The sequence below is a fragment of the Listeria ivanovii subsp. londoniensis genome (genome assembly GCF_000763495.1).
Taxonomy (GTDB): Bacteria; Bacillota; Bacilli; order Lactobacillales; family Listeriaceae; genus Listeria; species Listeria londoniensis.
The window spans coordinates 1,262,078-1,280,875 of the sequence record NZ_CP009576.1 but is presented as its reverse complement, the minus strand read 5'-3'; the positions used below and the strand labels follow the sequence as shown (position 1 = coordinate 1,280,875).

The 18,798-nt window shown below is 35.3% G+C and carries 18 protein-coding genes and 2 pseudogenes; 5 read left to right on the top strand and 15 right to left on the bottom strand.

The annotated features are described in order from the left end of the window. Window positions 1-62 precede the first annotated feature (62 nt). Complete coding sequence (locus JL53_RS06245; protein WP_038407093.1) at window positions 63-296, bottom strand: transcriptional regulator; 234 nt, start codon at window positions 294-296, stop codon at window positions 63-65. A gap of 379 nt (window positions 297-675) precedes the next feature. On the opposite strand from JL53_RS06245, the gene JL53_RS15655 reads away from it, so the two are divergent. The 4 genes and pseudogenes from JL53_RS15655 (at window position 676) to JL53_RS06225 (ending at window position 3,579) form a co-directional block, all read left to right on the top strand. Then, on the top strand, window positions 676-846 hold the full coding sequence (locus JL53_RS15655; protein ID WP_158423292.1) for a hypothetical protein: 171 nt from the start codon (window positions 676-678) through the stop codon (window positions 844-846). Between the two features lie 161 nt (window positions 847-1,007). Next, window positions 1,008-2,155 (top strand): annotated as a pseudogene (locus JL53_RS06235) (IS3 family transposase). A 17-nt stretch (window positions 2,156-2,172) separates the two neighbouring features. Beyond that, window positions 2,173-2,358, top strand: a complete 186-nt coding sequence (locus JL53_RS06230; RefSeq protein ID WP_038407091.1) for a DUF3173 family protein — start codon at window positions 2,173-2,175, stop codon at window positions 2,356-2,358. Between the two features lie 43 nt (window positions 2,359-2,401). Next, window positions 2,402-3,579, top strand: a pseudogene (locus JL53_RS06225) (site-specific integrase). 68 nt (window positions 3,580-3,647) lie between these two features. On the opposite strand, the gene guaA reads toward JL53_RS06225, so the two are convergent. The 12 genes from guaA to JL53_RS15650 all read right to left on the bottom strand — a co-directional run bounded on the left by guaA (window position 3,648) and on the right by JL53_RS15650 (window position 14,804). Further along, entirely contained in the window at window positions 3,648-5,204 is a 1,557-nt protein-coding gene (gene guaA, locus JL53_RS06220) for a glutamine-hydrolyzing GMP synthase (protein WP_077916410.1), read from the bottom strand. A 129-nt stretch (window positions 5,205-5,333) separates the two neighbouring features. Next, window positions 5,334-5,738: a PTS sugar transporter subunit IIB gene (locus JL53_RS06215; protein WP_038407089.1), complete on the bottom strand. Its 405-nt coding sequence runs from the start codon at window positions 5,736-5,738 to the stop codon at window positions 5,334-5,336. Window positions 5,739-5,796: 58 nt separating this feature from the next. Next, window positions 5,797-6,105, bottom strand: a complete 309-nt coding sequence (locus JL53_RS06210; protein ID WP_003719319.1) for a putative quinol monooxygenase — start codon at window positions 6,103-6,105, stop codon at window positions 5,797-5,799. A 12-nt stretch (window positions 6,106-6,117) separates the two neighbouring features. Further along, entirely contained in the window at window positions 6,118-6,942 is an 825-nt protein-coding gene (gene nadE, locus JL53_RS06205; RefSeq protein WP_038407088.1) for an NAD(+) synthase, read from the bottom strand. Between the two features lie 11 nt (window positions 6,943-6,953). Then, window positions 6,954-8,444: a nicotinate phosphoribosyltransferase gene (locus tag JL53_RS06200; protein ID WP_038407086.1), complete on the bottom strand. Its 1,491-nt coding sequence runs from the start codon at window positions 8,442-8,444 to the stop codon at window positions 6,954-6,956. 117 nt (window positions 8,445-8,561) lie between these two features. Continuing rightward, on the bottom strand, window positions 8,562-8,945 hold the full coding sequence (gene tagD / locus JL53_RS06195) for a glycerol-3-phosphate cytidylyltransferase (protein ID WP_003719315.1): 384 nt from the start codon (window positions 8,943-8,945) through the stop codon (window positions 8,562-8,564). A 64-nt stretch (window positions 8,946-9,009) separates the two neighbouring features. Then, window positions 9,010-10,161 (bottom strand): CDP-glycerol glycerophosphotransferase family protein, encoded by a 1,152-nt coding sequence (locus tag JL53_RS06190; RefSeq protein ID WP_003719314.1) that lies wholly within the window; start codon window positions 10,159-10,161, stop codon window positions 9,010-9,012. A gap of 11 nt (window positions 10,162-10,172) precedes the next feature. Further along, window positions 10,173-11,327: a CDP-glycerol glycerophosphotransferase family protein gene (locus JL53_RS06185; RefSeq protein ID WP_038407085.1), complete on the bottom strand. Its 1,155-nt coding sequence runs from the start codon at window positions 11,325-11,327 to the stop codon at window positions 10,173-10,175. 21 nt (window positions 11,328-11,348) lie between these two features. Then, the gene (locus JL53_RS06180) at window positions 11,349-12,722 is read right to left on the bottom strand and encodes a glycosyltransferase family A protein (RefSeq protein ID WP_038407084.1); all 1,374 of its coding nucleotides are present in this window, start codon (window positions 12,720-12,722) and stop codon (window positions 11,349-11,351) included. Between the two features lie 145 nt (window positions 12,723-12,867). After that, complete coding sequence (locus JL53_RS06175) at window positions 12,868-13,893, bottom strand: ribitol-5-phosphate dehydrogenase (RefSeq protein WP_003719310.1); 1,026 nt, start codon at window positions 13,891-13,893, stop codon at window positions 12,868-12,870. Beyond that, a complete protein-coding gene (locus JL53_RS06170; protein ID WP_003719309.1) occupies window positions 13,886-14,599 on the bottom strand; it encodes an IspD/TarI family cytidylyltransferase in 714 nt (237 codons plus the stop codon). The genes JL53_RS06175 and JL53_RS06170 overlap by 8 nt, the downstream gene beginning before the upstream one ends. 64 nt (window positions 14,600-14,663) lie before the next feature. Beyond that, complete coding sequence (locus tag JL53_RS15650; protein WP_158423291.1) at window positions 14,664-14,804, bottom strand: hypothetical protein; 141 nt, start codon at window positions 14,802-14,804, stop codon at window positions 14,664-14,666. Window positions 14,805-15,005: 201 nt separating this feature from the next. Here JL53_RS15650 and galU point away from each other — a divergent pair, with 201 nt between their 5' ends. Beyond that, complete coding sequence (galU, locus tag JL53_RS06165; protein ID WP_038407083.1) at window positions 15,006-15,893, top strand: UTP--glucose-1-phosphate uridylyltransferase GalU; 888 nt, start codon at window positions 15,006-15,008, stop codon at window positions 15,891-15,893. A gap of 76 nt (window positions 15,894-15,969) precedes the next feature. On the opposite strand, the gene JL53_RS06160 is transcribed toward galU, so the two are convergent. Next, the gene (locus tag JL53_RS06160; protein WP_394355637.1) at window positions 15,970-16,914 is read right to left on the bottom strand and encodes a glycosyltransferase family 2 protein; all 945 of its coding nucleotides are present in this window, start codon (window positions 16,912-16,914) and stop codon (window positions 15,970-15,972) included. Between the two features lie 13 nt (window positions 16,915-16,927). Beyond that, complete coding sequence (locus JL53_RS06155; protein ID WP_235317710.1) at window positions 16,928-18,787, bottom strand: DUF6020 family protein; 1,860 nt, start codon at window positions 18,785-18,787, stop codon at window positions 16,928-16,930. Window positions 18,788-18,798: the final 11 nt, after the last annotated feature.

The following is an 18,798-nucleotide window of genomic DNA, read 5'->3' as shown; positions in this document are numbered from 1 at the left end:
ATATTTTACCTGCTTCAAATTTTATTATTACCAATTTTTTAAAACTATCCTCTAATACTCAATCATAGAGATTGAATTGGATCGAGCTGATAATCATTATGAATGTATTCAAATTCAGCTAACGTCATCGTATATTTTTGCAACATAGCTACGACAATATGCCATGATGGCATTTGAATGTTTTTTTCTATTTGGTATAAATGTGCCCGTGACATAATTGATTCATAAACATCTCGCTCTTTTGAATTACAATACACCCGAATCTTTTTCAATGTTGCTCCAGATCTCATTTCCATTAAACTTCATCCCCTCTGTCTATTTTTGTAGTCAAAATTAAATATAACTCTCTCTATGCTATTATTTGATTGTCGGGAAGTGAAAAAATGGTAAACATATTACCTGTTGTTATAAGTGTCTGTATTTCTGTTTTAGTTGGTGGCTAAATGAATAAGGCAGGATAAGAAAAAGCCTTATAGTCCCACTAATATCTTACTCGGACATTTAGATTAAACTATAAAAGCTTTACCAATGTTTATATATCTTATCCATAATTATTTTATCTGATTACGTAGCTAAAATACACTGATATGAGTAAAATAACAGGAATAACTTTTATCCTTTTTCACCATTTCGACATATAATATTTCTATCATCATTAAAATTGGGGTGACAGTAATGAACATGGTAACTATTGATGAATATTGGGATAAACATGATGATACAGAGCGGTTATCAACATTAAAGTTATACCGCCAGCTAAATATTAAAATAGAAGATTATATGATTGATTGGTTAATTTCTCAAGTAGATTTGACTTGTTCAAAAAGTTCAAGCGAATCAGAATAACTGATTTTAAATTTAAAATAATATATATATTTTCATAGAAAAAAACACAAAAAATCTATTATAGATTTGCAGTGCCCCAAAAAAGTGAGACAAAATAAAAACACCCCATAAGTTGAAATATATAATAGAATTATATATGAAATTGAAGAGGTGTTTTTCTAATGGGAACAAGAGTAATGTATCCACTAGAAGTAAAACAAAACGCAATAGAAATGAAAAAATAAGGCTATACCACAAAACAAATTATGTTAGAACTAAATATTAAAAATAAAACTCAAGTGAAAACATGGTGGCGTTGGTATCAAAACAATGAACATTATCGTTTGAGTCAGCCAGTAGGTAAACAATATTCGTTTGGCTTTGGTCCAGAAGATGTATCTGATCAAGAACGCACAGAAAATCGGATTAAGTTTCTGGAACAACAAAATGAAATCTAAAAAAAGCACATCGCATTGGAAAGGAGTTGGTCCCACAAGTTGTCATCCAAGTAGTTGCTTATTTTAAGTCTATTACACCACTCTGCGTCATCCTTGAAGCATTGAATGTAGCTCGATCGACCTACTATCGTTGGAAGAAGCAATTAATCAGTCATCAACAAGTTTGGGCATGGAAGATTCAATCTATTGGGGAACTCTGTATACAACATAAATTTCGTTATGGCTATCGTAAAATCACTGCACTCCTAAAAAGAGCGTATCAAATAAGTAAGAACACAGTACAAAAGATTATAAAACACTTTGGGTGGCAATGTCGGGTGAAAAAGAAAAGAAAGCTCCCACGACCAGGAAAACTACATTTGGTAGCACCAAATCTACTTGAGTGTGACTTTAAAGCAAGCCGATCATTAGAAAAATTGGTAACTGACATTACCTATCTTCCAACAAAAAAATATCTATCATCAATCATGGATTTATATGACGGGCAAATTATCGCTCAAACCATTGGTGAAACTCAAGATGTTGAATTGGTACTAGATACTTTAAATCAACTGCCAGAATTAACTCAACCATGTACCTTACATAGCAATCAAGGTTCAGTGTACACTGCATTTGCTTTTCAAAACAGGGTTAAAGAAAAAGGCATTTCCATGAGCATGTCCCGCAAAGGAACACCTGCTGATAATGCCTGCATTGAATCATTTCATTCTTTACTAAAGGCTGAAACGTTCTACTTAGAACCCAAAACTACAAGTTCTAAAACAATTGTAACACAAACTGTGTTAGAATATATAACATATTATAATACTATTCGTATTCAACAAAAATTAGGTTATTTATCTCCTCATGACTTTCGGCAACAAACAACCTAATTACAGGGTCTTTATATTTGTCTCACTTTCTTGGGTCAGTCCCCCTAGGCTATGGTCCTTCATTCTCAGCAGATATTATTAGACAAGCAAAGAAGCTAATGATAAGTAAAGGACACACATACTATCAAGCAAAGAAATTAGATAAAGTGCCACGAGAAACGGTAGAAGAACTACTAGGTATTACTTTTAGAAGCGAAAAATAGAGCCTGATTAAAACTTCTTGCATATTATCTAAGGAGGATAAACATGGCAACAAGCCCAATTAAAAAAGCAAAAAACGGAACATATTATTTCAGAGCAAACCTAGGTTACGATTCTGATGGGAAGAAAATCCAAAAATATTCTAGTAGCTTCAAAACAATAAAAGAAGCAAAAGAGGAATACTCTCGATTAATCCTAATGAAACCAGAAGAATTAGCAGAAAAACAGATGAAATGACATTTAAATATTTCACTGAAGAAATATTTCTTCCATGGTACAAATCACAAGTAAAATTACGAACTTATGAAAATAGAGAATCTAGTATTAAAAAATATTTCAAGTATTTCTATAAATTTCCTGTTAATGGAATTGATCCCCTTCTTATTCAAAGTTGGCAGCTATCTCTAATAAAAAAATTAAGTGCTTCTTATGTACGTGGTGTTCAAGGTATTTTTTCAATAGCAATGGATAGAGCTGTTGTTCTAAACTTAGCAGAAGTTAATCCCGCAAAGATAATAGGTAATGTAAAAAAACAAAAGACAAAAGTCGAATTTTGGACAAAAGAAGAATTTGAAAAAGTCATATCATGTATTTTTAAAGAAGACTATTATCAACATTTTTTATTTATTTCTATTTGGTTACTCTTTATGACTGGTATACGAATTGGTGAAGCAACAACATTACAATGGGACGACATTGATTTTGAAACTGGAATTCTCAGTATCACAAAAACACTTTTTTATAGAAATATAAATGAATATTATTTTGTAGAACCTAAAACTAGAGCCAGTACCCTCCAAATTGTTCTAGATGTAGATACATTACAACTACTAAAAGAGTGGAAAAATACACAACAAAACATATTAGACACTGGATTTATTATCAGTTACAATAACCCCCCGTGTCAGAAACATACTATCAGTTATGCTATAGCTCGCTTCGCTAAAAAAGCTGGAATTCATAGAATACGCTTCCACGCATTGCGACATTCTCATGCATCACTACTAATAAGTATGGGAGAAAATCCGCTTATTATTAAAGAGCGATTAGGTCATGAAGATATTGAAACTACACTCGGAACTTATGGACACCTTTATCCAAATAGTAATTTTGAAGTAGCCACTAAACTAAAAGGAATAATCAGTTACACCCCACCCATCGAAAACCTAGATACATCACCAAGAAATAAACACACGAAAAAGTTTATACGGCAAGAATTATAAAAAGTGCAATTCAAATAAAAAAAGAGCCGTAAACCCTTTATACTAAAGGATTTACGACTCACCTTTCTTTACTCCCACTCCACCGTAGCAGGCGGTTTACTCGTAATATCATAAACAACCCGGTTCACATGAGCTACTTCATTCACAATCCGCACCGAAATCTTCTCCAGCACATCCCACGGAATACGAGCCCAATCCGCTGTCATTCCATCAATACTCGTCACCGCACGAACAACCACAGTATGGTCATACGTTCTTCCGTCACCCATAACACCAACGCTACGGATATTTGGAAGTGCTGTGAAGTATTGCCAGATTTCGCGTTCTAAACCGGCTTTTTTGATTTCTTCGCGTAAAATATAATCAGAATCACGAACGATTTCTAGTTTTTCTTCGGTGATTTCGCCAAGTACGCGGATTCCAAGACCTGGACCCGGGAATGGTTGGCGCCACACGATTGCGTCAGGCATGCCAAGTTCGGTTCCAAGGGCACGAACTTCATCTTTGAAAAGCGTGTTTAGTGGTTCGATTAGTTTAAATTGCATATCTTCTGGTAAGCCGCCAACGTTGTGATGTGATTTGATTGTTTGGGCGGTTGCTGTACCACTTTCGATAATGTCGGTGTAAAGTGTTCCTTGTGCGAGAAATTCTACGCCATCTAGTTTGTTTGCTTCATCATCAAAAACGTAAATGAATTCGTTACCGATGATTTTGCGTTTTTGTTCTGGGTCAGAAACGCCTGCTAATTTGTCCATGAAGCGTTTTTTCGCATCTACTTTGATGATGTTCATATTGAATTCACCTTGTAGAGTCGCCATTACTTGGTCTGCTTCACCTTTACGAAGCAAGCCGTGGTCAACGAAAATACAGGTTAGTTGGTCACCAATTGCTTTATGGATTAACACACCAACAACAGAAGAATCAACGCCACCAGAAAGCGCTAGCAAGACTTTTTTGTCGCCAACGATTTCTTGGATTTTAGCGATTTCGACTTCGCTAAAGTTTTCCATTGTCCAGTCACCTTTACAGCCACAGATGTTTAATGCAAAATTCTTCAGTAATTCGTTTCCGTATTCAGAGTGACGTACTTCTGGATGGAATTGTACCCCGTAGAGTTGGCGAGCTTCGTCAGCAATTCCGGCAATCGGACAAGATGGGCTTGTTGTCGTTACTTCAAAGCCAGCTGGTTCTTTCACTACTAAGTCTCCGTGGCTCATCCAAACTACTTGATCGGTTGGAAGTCCGGCAAATAAACGGTTAGGTACTTCTACATGGATATCTGCTTTTCCGTATTCACGGTCTTTTGCTGCTTCTACTTTTCCGGCAAAATGGACAGTCATTAGTTGCATTCCGTAACAAATTCCTAAAATCGGAATCCCCATGTCAAAAATTCTTTCATCCGCACGAAAAGCGTCTTTGTCGTATACGCTGTTTGGTCCTCCTGAAAAAATAATTCCCGTTGGATTTAGTGCTTTCATTTCTTCGAGAGTGATAGTATGCGGATGTAATTCACTGTACACACCGAAATCACGGATACGGCGCGTAATAAGTTGGTTATACTGGCTACCAAAGTCTAGAACGATAATTTTCTCTTGCTCGGTAAAGTCTTTCATAATTTTAAACAAAACCACCCTTATCTATAAAATGAAACCGCAAATTTGCGGTTACTTCACGGTACTAATAAGAAAAGGACAAATCACTTGTCCTTTTCATCTTCTTTCATTTTAACGTGTCCCCTCTAAAGTTGCAACACCTTATTTGGAATTTTTCTGGTCTATCAGCCCTAAACCTTGGACGAGGATTTTATCGCCGCGCATTCGACCAAAATCAAGTGAATTTATATTAGCACAAGGGATTTCAAGCTCCCCTAAAACTTCTTCTACAGTTTTATACATGTATTTTACTTGTGGCGCGACTAGCACTGCATCGACTTGTTCTTTATAATCGCGGAATTTCCCAGCCGTTATTGCGCCAACGGGACCCATTACAACAACTAAATCTCGCTCGCCAAAATTTTCACGGAAACGATCGTGGTACTTCACATCTTCTGGAAAAACAAGTACAGCATCCAATCCTTCTGAAACCGCACTTTTCACCACGTTTTGTGCCATTAAGCTGGAAGTCGCTCCGCCAGCGCAGACAATCATTAATGTTTTCAACTTCATCCCTCCAAAAAATGACTCTGGAAAATCCCAGAATCATTCTTGTTTTGCATATCTACATTCCTTTGCCGCCAAGGATATCTAGTTCTTGGATGCGTTTGACTTCTTTGATTAGCGGTTTAGCTTTTGCAATCATGCTCTTTACAGCAATGTTATCAAGAGAAGCTTCATGATGACCTTTGTCGACCCAGATTTCTGAAACAAAAATCGTCTCCGCTTCTGTCTCTGAAACACTAACGATGTACTGGATACACGTATTATATTCTTCCAAACTTTCTGCTGCTTCAAGCAAAATAGACGCTAACTGATCTCGCTCTCCAGGATGTGTATAAAATGCCGTTAATAATCCATAACCAACTTTCATTTAAACAACCTCCTATTTCCAGAAATCATCCAATATCGTGATTGCCATATGGCGCTTATGCTCTGTTTTAATAAACCAGTTTTCAATTTTTGCTGCTGCTTCTGCTGGAACTGTTTTCCCTTCCAAATAATCATCAATTTGGTCGTAAGTAACACCTAGAGCTACTTCATCGGGAAGGGCTGGTTTATTATCTTCTAAATCAGCAGTCGGTTTTTTCATATATAAATGTTCCGGGCAACCAAGCTCTTTTAGAAGTGCCTTGCCTTGGCGTTTATTTAAGCGAAATAGCGGGTTAATATCTGTTCCCCCATCGCCATATTTCGTATAAAAACCAGTAACTGCTTCTGCCGAGTGATCTGTTCCAACGACTACACCTTTATTCATTGCCGCAATCGCGTATTGAACTTTCATCCGTTCGCGCGCTTTCTCATTTCCTTTAGCAAAATCAGATAGCTCCACGCCCGCTTCACTAAGGGCCGCCACACTTGCGTCCACTGAAGCTTTAATATTGACGGTCAGTCTGTTGTCTGGTTGCATAAAATCCAGGGCATCTTGACGGTCCGATTCATCTAGTTGAATTCCGTAGGGTAAGCTCACCGCGAAAAACTGATACTCCTCGTCAGCCGTTTCTGCGCGAAGTTCGCTTATCGCCATTTGTGCTAATTTTCCTGCTAACGTGGAATCTTGCCCACCAGAAATCCCAAGAACAAAGCTTTTTAAGAACGGATTCTTTGTTAAATATGCTTTTAAAAAATCGACACTTTTTCTAATTTCTGCCCGAGCATCAATTGTTTCTGCTACTTGCATATCTGCTAAAATTCTTTTTCTGATATCCATCATAATTCCTCCTAAAACGGCATATCTAATTCAACTGGTGAATGTAATTGAACACTCTTCCGGACTTTTTCGATATTGCGCATTTTGTTTTTCCAACATTTCACACTTAAATCAACTGGGTATTGCTCCGGGCGAACCGTACGTTTATACTCATCCCAAAGCAGTGCCAGATTTTCTTCTTTATAGGCTTTAATTTCGTCTAAAGTTGGCATTTCATATACTAATTCGCCATCTTTAAAAATCGGTACGAGTAGCTCACGAGCTGTAAAATTTTCCACCGTTTTCATAATGTACGTATGCACTGGGTGGAACATGGTTAATTTATCGACGTTTTCAAGCGATTCATCCTCTAAAGCAATATAGTCTCCTTCTGCTTTTAAACCTTCTTCATTCGTAATAATTCGGTAGACTTTTTTCTTGCCAGGAGTCGAAACTTTTTCTGTATTACTGGAAAGTTTAATTGAGTCTTGTAAAATATCATTCTCATCCGCAATAGCAGCCATTTTATAAACGGCTCCAAGTGCAGGTTGATCGTAGGCAGTAATTAATTTCGTACCAACACCCCATGAATCAATTTTCGCTTTTTGAGCTTTTAATGACAAAATCGTATGTTCATCTAAATCACTTGAAGCAAAAATCTTCGCTTCGGTGAAACCAGCATCATCTAACATTTGGCGGGCTTTTTTGGATAAGAAAGCCATGTCTCCACTATCTAAACGAATGCCGATAAAGTTGATTTTGTCCCCCATTTCTTGTGCTACTTTGATCGCATTTGGAACTCCAGATTTTAAAGTATCGTATGTATCTACTAAGAAAATGGAATCAAAATGTGTTTTAGCATAACTTCTAAATGCTTCCAGTTCATCGCGGTAAGCTTGAACCATCGCATGTGCCATCGTGCCGGAGACAGGAATGCCGAAAATCTTTCCAGCTCGAACATTACTCGTTGAATCACAACCACCGATATAAGCCGCCCTTGTGCCCCAAATTGCTGCATCCATTTCTTGCGCGCGTCTCGTTCCAAATTCCGCAAACGTTTCGTCGTCAATTACTGAACGAATTCGGGCTGCTTTTGTCGCAATCAGCGTTTGGAAGTTCACAATGTTAAGCAAAGCAGTTTCGATTAATTGTGCTTCTGCCAGGCTTGCTTCCACTTGCAAGATAGGTTCTGTTTTAAAAACAAACTCGCCTTCTTTCGCTGCAAGAATATTTCCTTTAAATTTAAATGTTCGTAAATATTCTAAAAATGGCCCGTCAAAACCAAGCTCATCATGTAAATAGGTAATATCCGTTTCCGTAAAACGCAAATTTTGCATATAATGAATAATTCGTTCTAGTCCAGCAAATACAACAAAACCTGAATCAAATGGCATATCTCGGAAAAAAACTTCAAATACCGATCTACGCTCATGAAGTCCATCGTCAAAATACGCTTTCATCATATTTAGTTGATAAAGGTCTGTATGTAGCGTGAGACTATCATCTTGAAATAAATTTGTCATTTCTCTTGCTCCTATCGTAACTGTTCTTATTAGTTATCATTTATACATAATAATAGCACAAAACAAGCCTACCACCTAATAATTAAACATTACTGGAGTACTCATTTTGTGCCACTACTATTTTAAATCATCTTTTATCTTTGAGGTAGAAATTCCGTCTGTACGTGGTAAATAAACCACTTCGCAATATGGTTTTAGAAAGTCAAATTCGCCTTCCCAATCATCTCCCATTACAAAGACATCAATATCACGACTTTGTACATCTTCTAGTTTTTGTTCCCAGTTGCTTTCTGGGATTACTTCATCCACATATCTAATCGCTTCTAAAATCAGTTTGCGGTGCTCAAAGTTATGGTATGCCTCTTTATGCTTGATTCGATTGAACTCATCTGTTGAAATTGCGACAATCAGATAATCTCCAAGCGCTTTAGCTCGTTCTAATAAGCGAATATGCCCCCAATGAATTAAATCAAATGTGCCATATGTAATTACTTTTTTCATCAGCCCACCTACTTTCTTTAGTAGTATATCAAGAAATAAAAAAATTCTCTACTGGTTAGCAGTCTTACTTTTCTAGTCTTTCTTTTAAAAGCGAAACAAATCGTTCGCTGGAAGATCCATCTGAATATTTATTCCATTTCAAGGCAAATTGACGAACTTTTTCTAAATCGAAGGACGCCTTTTTAATCTCTTCAATAAGTTCTACAGTTGTAAAAACACAGTTACCTGGAATCGTTTCTAAAAAACCATCTGAAAGACCACGTGCTTTATCATATGCTTGCAAATCATACGTATAAAAAATCATCGGCTTTTCAAGTAAAGCAAATTCAAATGGAATCGATGAATAATCTGTAATTAAAATATCCACCACTGGAAGCAAGGTTTCAATGGGTGTTTCTTTATCTACATAGACGACAAAGTCACTATCCAACTTTTCTAAATCATTACTAATCGAAGGATGTAATTTTAAAATTAATTGATACTCCTCACCCAGTGCTCGTTCCATTTCAGCAATATCTAAGTGTAAAGATGTGTTTTGTAGCTCATCATCACGAAAAGTAGGAGCATACAATAGCTGTTTTCTATTGGAAAGATTTAACGATTGAAAGGTCCAATCATAATTTGCTTTCAACTTCTCCTTATCAAAAAAATAATCGGTTCTAGGCACGCCAATCTTTAATAGCTGTTTTTCATCTAATAAAAACGATTTTTGGAAAATCAAAGCCATTTCATCAGACCCAACGACGACATTCGTAAAACGTTGATAAACAGCTTGAAATCGTTTTTTATCTGCTGTGGTTCTTTTTTGCGCTGCTTTATCTTCCCAGCCAAACTTCTTCAGCGCACCATTTGCATGCCAAATTTGAATACAAGAAGCACCTTTTCTCCATTTTGCCCCAGCTAATTCCACAAAATAATTATCAGTTACAACTACTTTTGCCGTATTAAGATGAAACATTAATGGAATAAATTGAGCTATATTTTTAGGTTTTAGCTTTAGAAAATCTCGTGAAATGTTTGTTACATTTATACGTGGATCATAAAAAATAATCGTATTAGGCGTAAATTTATCAAGCTCCATTTGCTTAATAATAGCTGCGGGATTCTCTTCAAAACTAATTAAAAACACCACTTTTTGCTGCATAGGAAAAAGTCTTGCTAAACCGCTCACTACTTTAACAGCCAACATATAAATATAAATTGCTATTTTTTTCATTTTTCCACCGCCTATTTTTTAGCAAAAACAATATTCACTGTTTTTTCTGCCGCATGTCCGTCTTCCCAAGTACAAAATTGCTCTAAAAAACTACTTTCTATTTCAGGCGGATTGACAAGCATTTTACCAAGCTCATCCATTAATTGCTCGTTAGTTTCGACTAGTGGTCCGGGAGCATTTTTTTCAAAGTCAAAATAAAAACCACGGAGCGTATCACGATATTCAGCCAAATCATACGTATAAAACAACATCGGCCGTTTCAAATTCGCATAATCAAAAAATACAGAAGAATAATCAGTAATTAACAAATCACTCACTAAATATAAATCACGAATATCTTCATGTTTTGATGCATCTCGTACAAAATCTCCATATTGCGCAAAATCAAAATGTTCCGCAACTAGATAATGCATCCGAACAAGCAAAACTACTTCATCTCCCAATTTTTCTTGCATTTGAGCAATATCTATTTTTAAATCAAATTTGTATTTTCCTGCTTCGTAAAAATCATTATCCCGCCATGTTGGGGCATATAAAACAACTTTTTTATCTTCTGAAATATTTAATGCTTTTTTGATATTTGCGATTTTCACGTCTTTGTCCGCACTAAATAAAATATCATTACGTGGATATCCCGATTCAATCATTTCACCAGTAAATCCAAACGCTTGTCTAAAAATAGCACTAGAATATGCATTAGGCGCAATTAAATAATCCCATTTCTGCGCTTCTTTTACAAAATCTGCTTTGTATTGTTCCGTCGTTTGTCCCGGCATATGAACTTCTTCAATATCAACCCCAAGTTTCTTTAAAGGAGTCCCGTGCCAAGTTTGCACATAGATTGTTTTTTTAGGTTTCGGTAGCTCTAATGGCAGTCGACTATTAGAAATCCAATATTTTGCCAGTCCCATTTTAAATAACCAACTTACTGAGAAACGTGTAACATATGGGACACCCTGCACTTTGAAAAGTTCGACATATTTCGGATTCACACTCCAGAGTAATTCATATTCTGGATTATTTTTTTCCATATATTCAAAAATCGCTCGTGGATTACAACTATATTGTTTTCCAGAAAAGCTTTCAAACATCACCAATTGCTTTTGTCGAGGTAAAAATCCCACCAACCTAAATAGCAGATAATATACCTTTTGTACTAACTTCATCAGGATATTCCCTCCCACCCTTTATTTAAAATCTCGTTTTAATTTGATATTTCGTTTTATTTTTGCCAATAAGCTATTCATAACACGTAACTCGATAATTGACGTTTTTTTATGCCTATCGATGTAAAAGATTGCTACTTTATTTTGAAATGGTTTTAAATTAAACACCGCTCGCTCTATACTTCCAGCCGTTCTTACCGAAATATCCCAAATTTTTTGGTCAGATTTACGTGTGATTAACTTAGCAGATGAGCTGTCAGTACTTGTGCCGAGAACAAAATGTCCTTCATTTGGCAAAGACTGCCGTTGTTCTTCTAGCGATAGTTCCACTACAGCTGGCTTACCTATTCGATAGACTTCCTTTATACTAACTAGCGGTACCTCACTTAATGGTTCCATTTCAAACTGCACTGGCCAACCATTTCGCATAATCGAAAGCATCATTTCTTTTACAACAAGCGGTGTGTCTAGAGCCAAAATCGTATTAGCTCCGACTACCTTCAATATTCGCTGTAGTTCAACCACAAAGCCTTCTTGTTCAGCCTCATTTAGTACCTCTTTAAAATACACATTCTCCTTATAAAAAAACAACTTCGCATGATAAGCAATAAGTGTTTTTATATAAGGAATGACGCTTCCAAATTCCTTTTGAGAATCTGCTATATATGTTTGGTATACCTTCTCAAGAAAAGCTGTATACCTTTCGTTTTTTTTCCAAGAAGAACTTACAAGCGAACCCTTTTGTTTCATATCGCGATAGTAATAGTAACCCGCATCCGCAATTAATCCGTACGTTCGATTCTTCAATAAAAATTGCGTAATTAAGAGCTGATCTTCCCCAAAATAAAGCTCCTCCGCAAACGAAAATTCTTGCAAGCTCTTATAACGTAAAAAAGTTCCCCCGATATAATAATGAATTGCCTGAGGTTCTTCCTCAATATTCACCATTCGATTGCCATTCTTAAAACGATAATTTAATTTATGTGGAGCAATTTTTTGTTTTTTACCAAAATCATCTAAATAATAAAAAGCAGGTACTACCATATTTACGTTAGATTGATTCAAAAAAACTGCCATCTTTTCTAACATATTACTAGATAAAACATCGTCTGCATCTAAAAAGCCGACAAAGTCAGTATCTTCTCGTACATTATGTATTCCAATGTTTCTCGCTTTCGCAGGTCCACCGTTAGGAATGTTTAACACGCGAATATTATTGGGATATTTTTTTGCGTAATGATTAGCAATAATCCCGCTATTATCCGTGCTTCCATCATTAATAAGCAGCACCTCGACATGTTCTAAAAAACGGTAGGACTGCTTAATAACACTATTTATGGATACTTTTAACCTTTTTTCAGCATTGTAAAAAGGAATTATAATCGCAAATTTCATTCTACTACCCTCTCCATATAAAAGCTGGGAAGTTTAGGATAAAGCAAATGATTTTCGAATAAACGCATTCGAATAACTTGCCTCCTAAATCTACTTTAGCAAACAAATATCACCGGCTTATGACCTAAACTCCCCAATGTTTTTATTATATCTTCCACTCCATAACGCTTTTACCCCATGGGCTACGTAAATCAGCTTCAAATGATTCAATAACATCTTGAATGGAATGAACAGAATGAACTTCTCCAACAAGGTTTTGCAAATATTCTACGCCTCGTTTGTTTGTTGATAAAAATTCTACTGTTTTTTCAAAATCAACTCGACCGCTGCGACTACTTCCGTATACAGTCAGCCCTTTTTCCAACACCATGCGTGAATTAAACTCGATCGGATATTCCGATACACCTAGCAATGAAATCGTTCCTTCTGGTTTAATCACATCAATAATTTGACTTACAGCATATTGGCTACCCATTCCGCCAGCACATTCAAATGCTTGATCAATAACTAAATCGGCTGGTACATCATCAATTGAATAAGCACCATCTACAAATGAAAAGAAATCTAATTTGTAAGGTGTTTTACCGAAAATATATACTTTACTTTCAGGATACCAAGATTTTAGTAATAAAGAAGTGATAAAACCTAAATTTCCGTCGCCCCATACACCGAAAGTTTCACGGTTAGCATTACTTTTTGATTCAAATCGTAAAATCGCATGAACAGCAACAGAAATGAGTTCAGAAAATGCTGCTACTTTCATATTAATATCATCTGGTAATGCAATCACACGGTCTCTCCGCATAAATACATAGTCTTGCATTAAACCATCATAACCACTTGAACGGAATTTACTTGATTGCAAATAATTCTCCGCGATTACAGGATCGCTGGCAAATGGTGTATTTGGTATCATCACTACTTTAGTTCCTGGTTTAAACGCTTTAGTTGCATCATAAACTACTTCGCCGACACCTTCATGAATCAGAGCCATCGGAAGTTTTTTAGATAGCATTTCTTTCCCTCTAGAACCTGTATAGTAACGTTGGTCTGCCGCGCAAATAGATAAATGTGTTGGTCTTACAACTACAACATCATCCGTTAAACTTTCATCCACATTGGCAACTTCAAACTGTCTTTCTGAAACAAGTCTATATACTTGATTAATCATTGGCTATCCGCTCCTGAATAATCGCATTTGCTACTTTCAAATCATAAGGGGTCGTAATCTTGATATTGAAGATTTCGCCTTTAACTAATTTCACTTTTTCACCAGCAAGCAAACAAATCTTACAAGCATCTGTTAGAATTTGTTTTTCTTCCGTTGTTAAGTTTTGATAGTGATTATAAACTTTTTTCATATTAAAGCTTTGAGGTGTTTGTCCTTGATACATATGATCTCTGACAGGAATATCTGTAATAAAGTTATGGTTACTTGATTCAACAATCGTATCAAGTGCTTCAATTACAGTGTCAACAGCTCCTGTTTCAAGTGCCGCATCAATATTTTCTTCAATAATTCGATGTGTTAAAAACGGACGAACTGCATCATGTGTAACAATGACATCCTCATCAGTTAAGCCATATGTTTTTTCCACAAAACGAATCCCATTCATAATTGTTTCATTTCTGTCTTCTCCGCCTTCAATTACCACAATACGGTCATCAGAAATATATTTTTTAATGTTGTCCTCTGCATGATTCATCCATTCTTTTGGTGAAGAAATAAGAATTTTATCAAAACGAGTATTTAAAATAAATTTTTCTACCGTATGAACAATAGTTGGTTTACCATTTAGAGGTAGAAATTGTTTCGGCATGCTAACGTTACCCATTCGCGTACCTTTTCCTCCAGCTAAAATTTGAGCGTATATCATTCTCTAATCTCCTTTAACTGTTTTTTTAACAGTGTTTATTATACCACATTTTAAAAGCTAAAACTTACTTAATAAGTTCTTTCACAATCCGTTCAGCAGACTTTCCATCTAAGTCATCAAAGAACCTTTCTTTAAAAGCCCGTACTTTTTCTAGGTCAAAATCATTTGCAACCTTAGCAATGCTTAAACAATTAGTACCAGACATTCCTGATCCTGCATTCGTTTCTTTAACGACACAAATATTATGATACTTTTTTTATTTACTTTCTTCAATCTATTACAAATGGCCCTAAATGTCAAGATAACATAGTAAAACTACGCTATTTAGTGTCCAACTTGAATTGCTATCAATGAATGGCGTATAATAAAGTTTATTAGAGCAATATTATTTTAAAGGAGCGTTTAAATGAAAGTAAAAAAAGCAGTTATACCAGCAGCGGGATTAGGAACTAGATTTCTCCCTGCTACAAAAGCAATGCCAAAAGAAATCCTTCCAATCGTTGACAAACCTACCATTCAATATATTGTAGAGGAAGCTGTTGAATCTGGAATTGAAGATATTCTAATCGTAACAGGTAAAGGTAAACGAGCTATTGAAGATCATTTTGACTCTGTACCTGAGCTTGAATCCAACTTACGTGAAAAAAACAAGCTCGAATTACTTCATTTAATTGAAGAAACAACGAATATAAATCTTCACTTCATTCGTCAATCTAAGCCTAAAGGTCTTGGCGATGCTATTCTCCAGGCTCGCGGATTTGTCGGCAACGAACCATTTATCGTTATGCTTGGTGATGACATTGTTCAAGCTAAAACACCTTGTGCAAAGCAATTAATCCAACAATATGAAAAAACACATAGCTCGATTATTGGAGTTCAAACCGTACCACATGATGAGACTTATCGTTATGGTATTATTGATCCAATTGACGAGTACAGTAAAGACTTATACAATGTGAATGGCTTTGTAGAAAAACCAGATCCAAGTGCTGCACCATCCGATCTTGCTATTTTAGGAAGATATTTATTAACACCACAGATTTTTGATTTTCTAGAAACACAAAAACCTGGTGCAGGTGGCGAAATACAATTAACTGATGCAATAAACAGCTTAAACGAAATTCAACGCGTTTTCGCTTATGATTTCGAAGGTGAACGTTTTGATGTTGGCGATAAATTCGGTTTTATCAAAACAACGATGCAATTTGCTCTAAAACATCCTGAGATTAAAGATGATGTTGCCAAATTAGTAGATGAGCTTTATGCTGAAATTCATGCTAAAACAAAAAAATAATTCATATAAAAATAAAAAAACGTATGAAATCTATTTCTCAAAAGTAGATTTCATACGTTTTTTTATTTTACCTGAATTAGTCTATAGGGTTTCTTTCACGATATTTAACCAGTTCTAAGAAATAAATTTGTCTATTTCGATGAGCAATTGTATCAAGGATTAGACCACAGATGAAAAACAGCATCCCCATCAAAATTATTCCAGTCGCAAGTAATGCACTTGGGAATTTTAATACTAAGCCAATTTGAGCAAACTGAATAATTACCGGTAAGCCAATAATTACACCTATAATTACAAATAAAGAAGCTAATAAATTAAAGAATAAGAACGGGCGACTATTCTTAAACAATTTTATTATTGTCATAATGACTTTAAACCCGTCACTGAAAGTATTTAGTTTTGATTCACTACCTTCTGGACGGTCGCGGTAATCTATTTCAATTTCTTTCACTAAAAAGCGATTCTCTAAAGCATGAATACTCATTTCAGTCTCAATTTCAAATCCAGGACTTAAAACTGGCATCGTCTTAACAAAGTAACGATCAAAGCCACGATAACCAGTCATAATGTCTCGTAAATTACTTTTAAAGATACGATTAATGGTGTTACGAACAAGGGAATTACCAAAGTCATGAAAATTTCGTTTGTTTTCTTCTGTATAAGTTCCATTACTCAAGCGATCACCAATTACCATATTTGCTTCTTTATTACGAAGTGCCTCTAAAATTTCATGACAATATTCTGCCGGATAAGTATCATCCCCATCGACCATCAAATAGTAATCAGCTTCAATATCAGCGAACATAGAACGAACTACATTACCTTTACCTTGGCGCATTTCTTTTCGAACGATTGCCCCGTGCTCTTGCGCTATCTCAAACGTTCTATCTTTAGAATTATTATCATATACATAGATGTCAGCATTAGGAAGCTTCTTCTTAAAATCATCAATCACTTTACCAATCGTTAATTCTTCGTTATAACATGGTAAAAGTACAGCCACTTTTTCATTCAAATTCAATATAATTCTCTCCTTAGATTTCATTTTTCTCAATAATTCTTAATTTAGTAGCAAAGAACACAATTGGCACAGTAAAGACAAAACTATAACAATATCTATAGTCTGTCGCTGGCATAGCAACTGCTATAGTTATTACGGCCATAATTACTGGGGCAAATATAAGCAATCTTTTTTTCGAACTTTGGAAACAAACAGATGCGATTGCAATTATAAGGAAAAGAAGTGGTATTGCTCCTTTTAGTAAATAATTTTGCCATTCTTGCGTTGTTTTCATATAAATGCCATCCATTATTTTCTTTATACTAGCAGATTTAGTTTCAGAGATAAGTGGTTGGATAGAATCTTTAATTCTCTCTTTATACTCATTGTAACTAATTGCCTCTTTTCCAGTTACACTCTTATATTCTTCTTCGTATTTTTTATAACCTAATTTGTTCATTTCTTCCTCAGATAATCCATCTGGAAAATAATGGGCAAATGCTTTTACATCATATCGCGTATCTTGAATATCTGCCGGTGTATCAAAAAATACTTTGTAATCATCTGGTGAGTCAAACTGCCATATTACCGCAATCTGATCCAGATACGCTTCTACATATATGCCAAAATTGTGTGTAAGTAGCTTAAACCAGTTTTTGAGATATAGTCCAAAGTCATCTTCAATAACAGTTGCATCATATTCAGCATCATGTTTAATCGGATCCACGGTATATGGATTATAATCTTTTTTCCAGTTTTCTTCTGGCAAAATAGAAGTGAAATATTCTTTCAGTTCTGGAGTAAAGTCTCCATCATTATAAAAAGTTGCACCAATTTGTTGTGAAGGAATTGCTAAAGCCTGATTTAATGGGTTGGATTGTGCATGTAAACCATTTGTCATAACAAAACCGAATAAAAAATTCAGTCCCAGAGTTCCAACTAATACTCCCCCAATAATAAGTCGATAATTTTTCATGAAGATAAGTAAAACAACAAGGGAAACTACTACTATCATAATCCCATTATTTCTTAAGTTAATACAAATAAAGGCTACTAAAATAAAGGCTGCGAAGTGCCACCAATTTTTTAGCCATTGCCCATTAGATTGGACTATTTTCAAAATAAGCACTGTGAAAAGTAGAATAAAGGCTGCAAAAGGAAAATCCTTCCATGCTGTAGCTGAATAAATCATTGCCACAGGATAGATAGCATAGCCTATAGAAATAGCTAACCCTATCCATTTGCTTGCGCCCATTTTTACAAGTGTGTAAATTGCATAACCAACAATTAATGAAACAACTACTATTTGTGAAAAAATATAACTAGCAGGTGAATTATAGATAAAACTAGTAGCTTGTATCCATAAAGTATGTAACATTGGGTGCCACTCACTATATTGGCGAACCCCGTGAGCCATTGCCCATTGGAAGTAAGAATCAAAAGTCATTTTTGCTGGAAAATAGGCAAGAAAAGACATCATCCATACAAAAAAAGGAATTAGGGAAAAGAGCGCAAATAAGGTCCATTTTGGTTTATTTTGATTCTGAATCTTATATTCAGTTTTCAACTCTTGTATTAATAGTAAGACAAATGCAGTAATAGCAAAAAAAGTTGCTATTAAAATGATACTATTAAAAAGAAAATTCCCACCATAGGGTCCACCATTATATGATGAAGCCATCCAAAATAAACTTAAGATGACTGCAGTAATTGATGCCGACCACTGAAATTGAAAATTTTTTACTTGTCTAAAATAAAGTACAATCAATGATGACAAGAAAACAAGCCAACTAACATTCACCTTTAATGAATCTGAGTAATAGCCTATCATAAAAAAACTTGATAATAATAGCAAAACTCCAACTATAACTCTTTTTTTATTTAACACGCTCATTCTTCACTCCT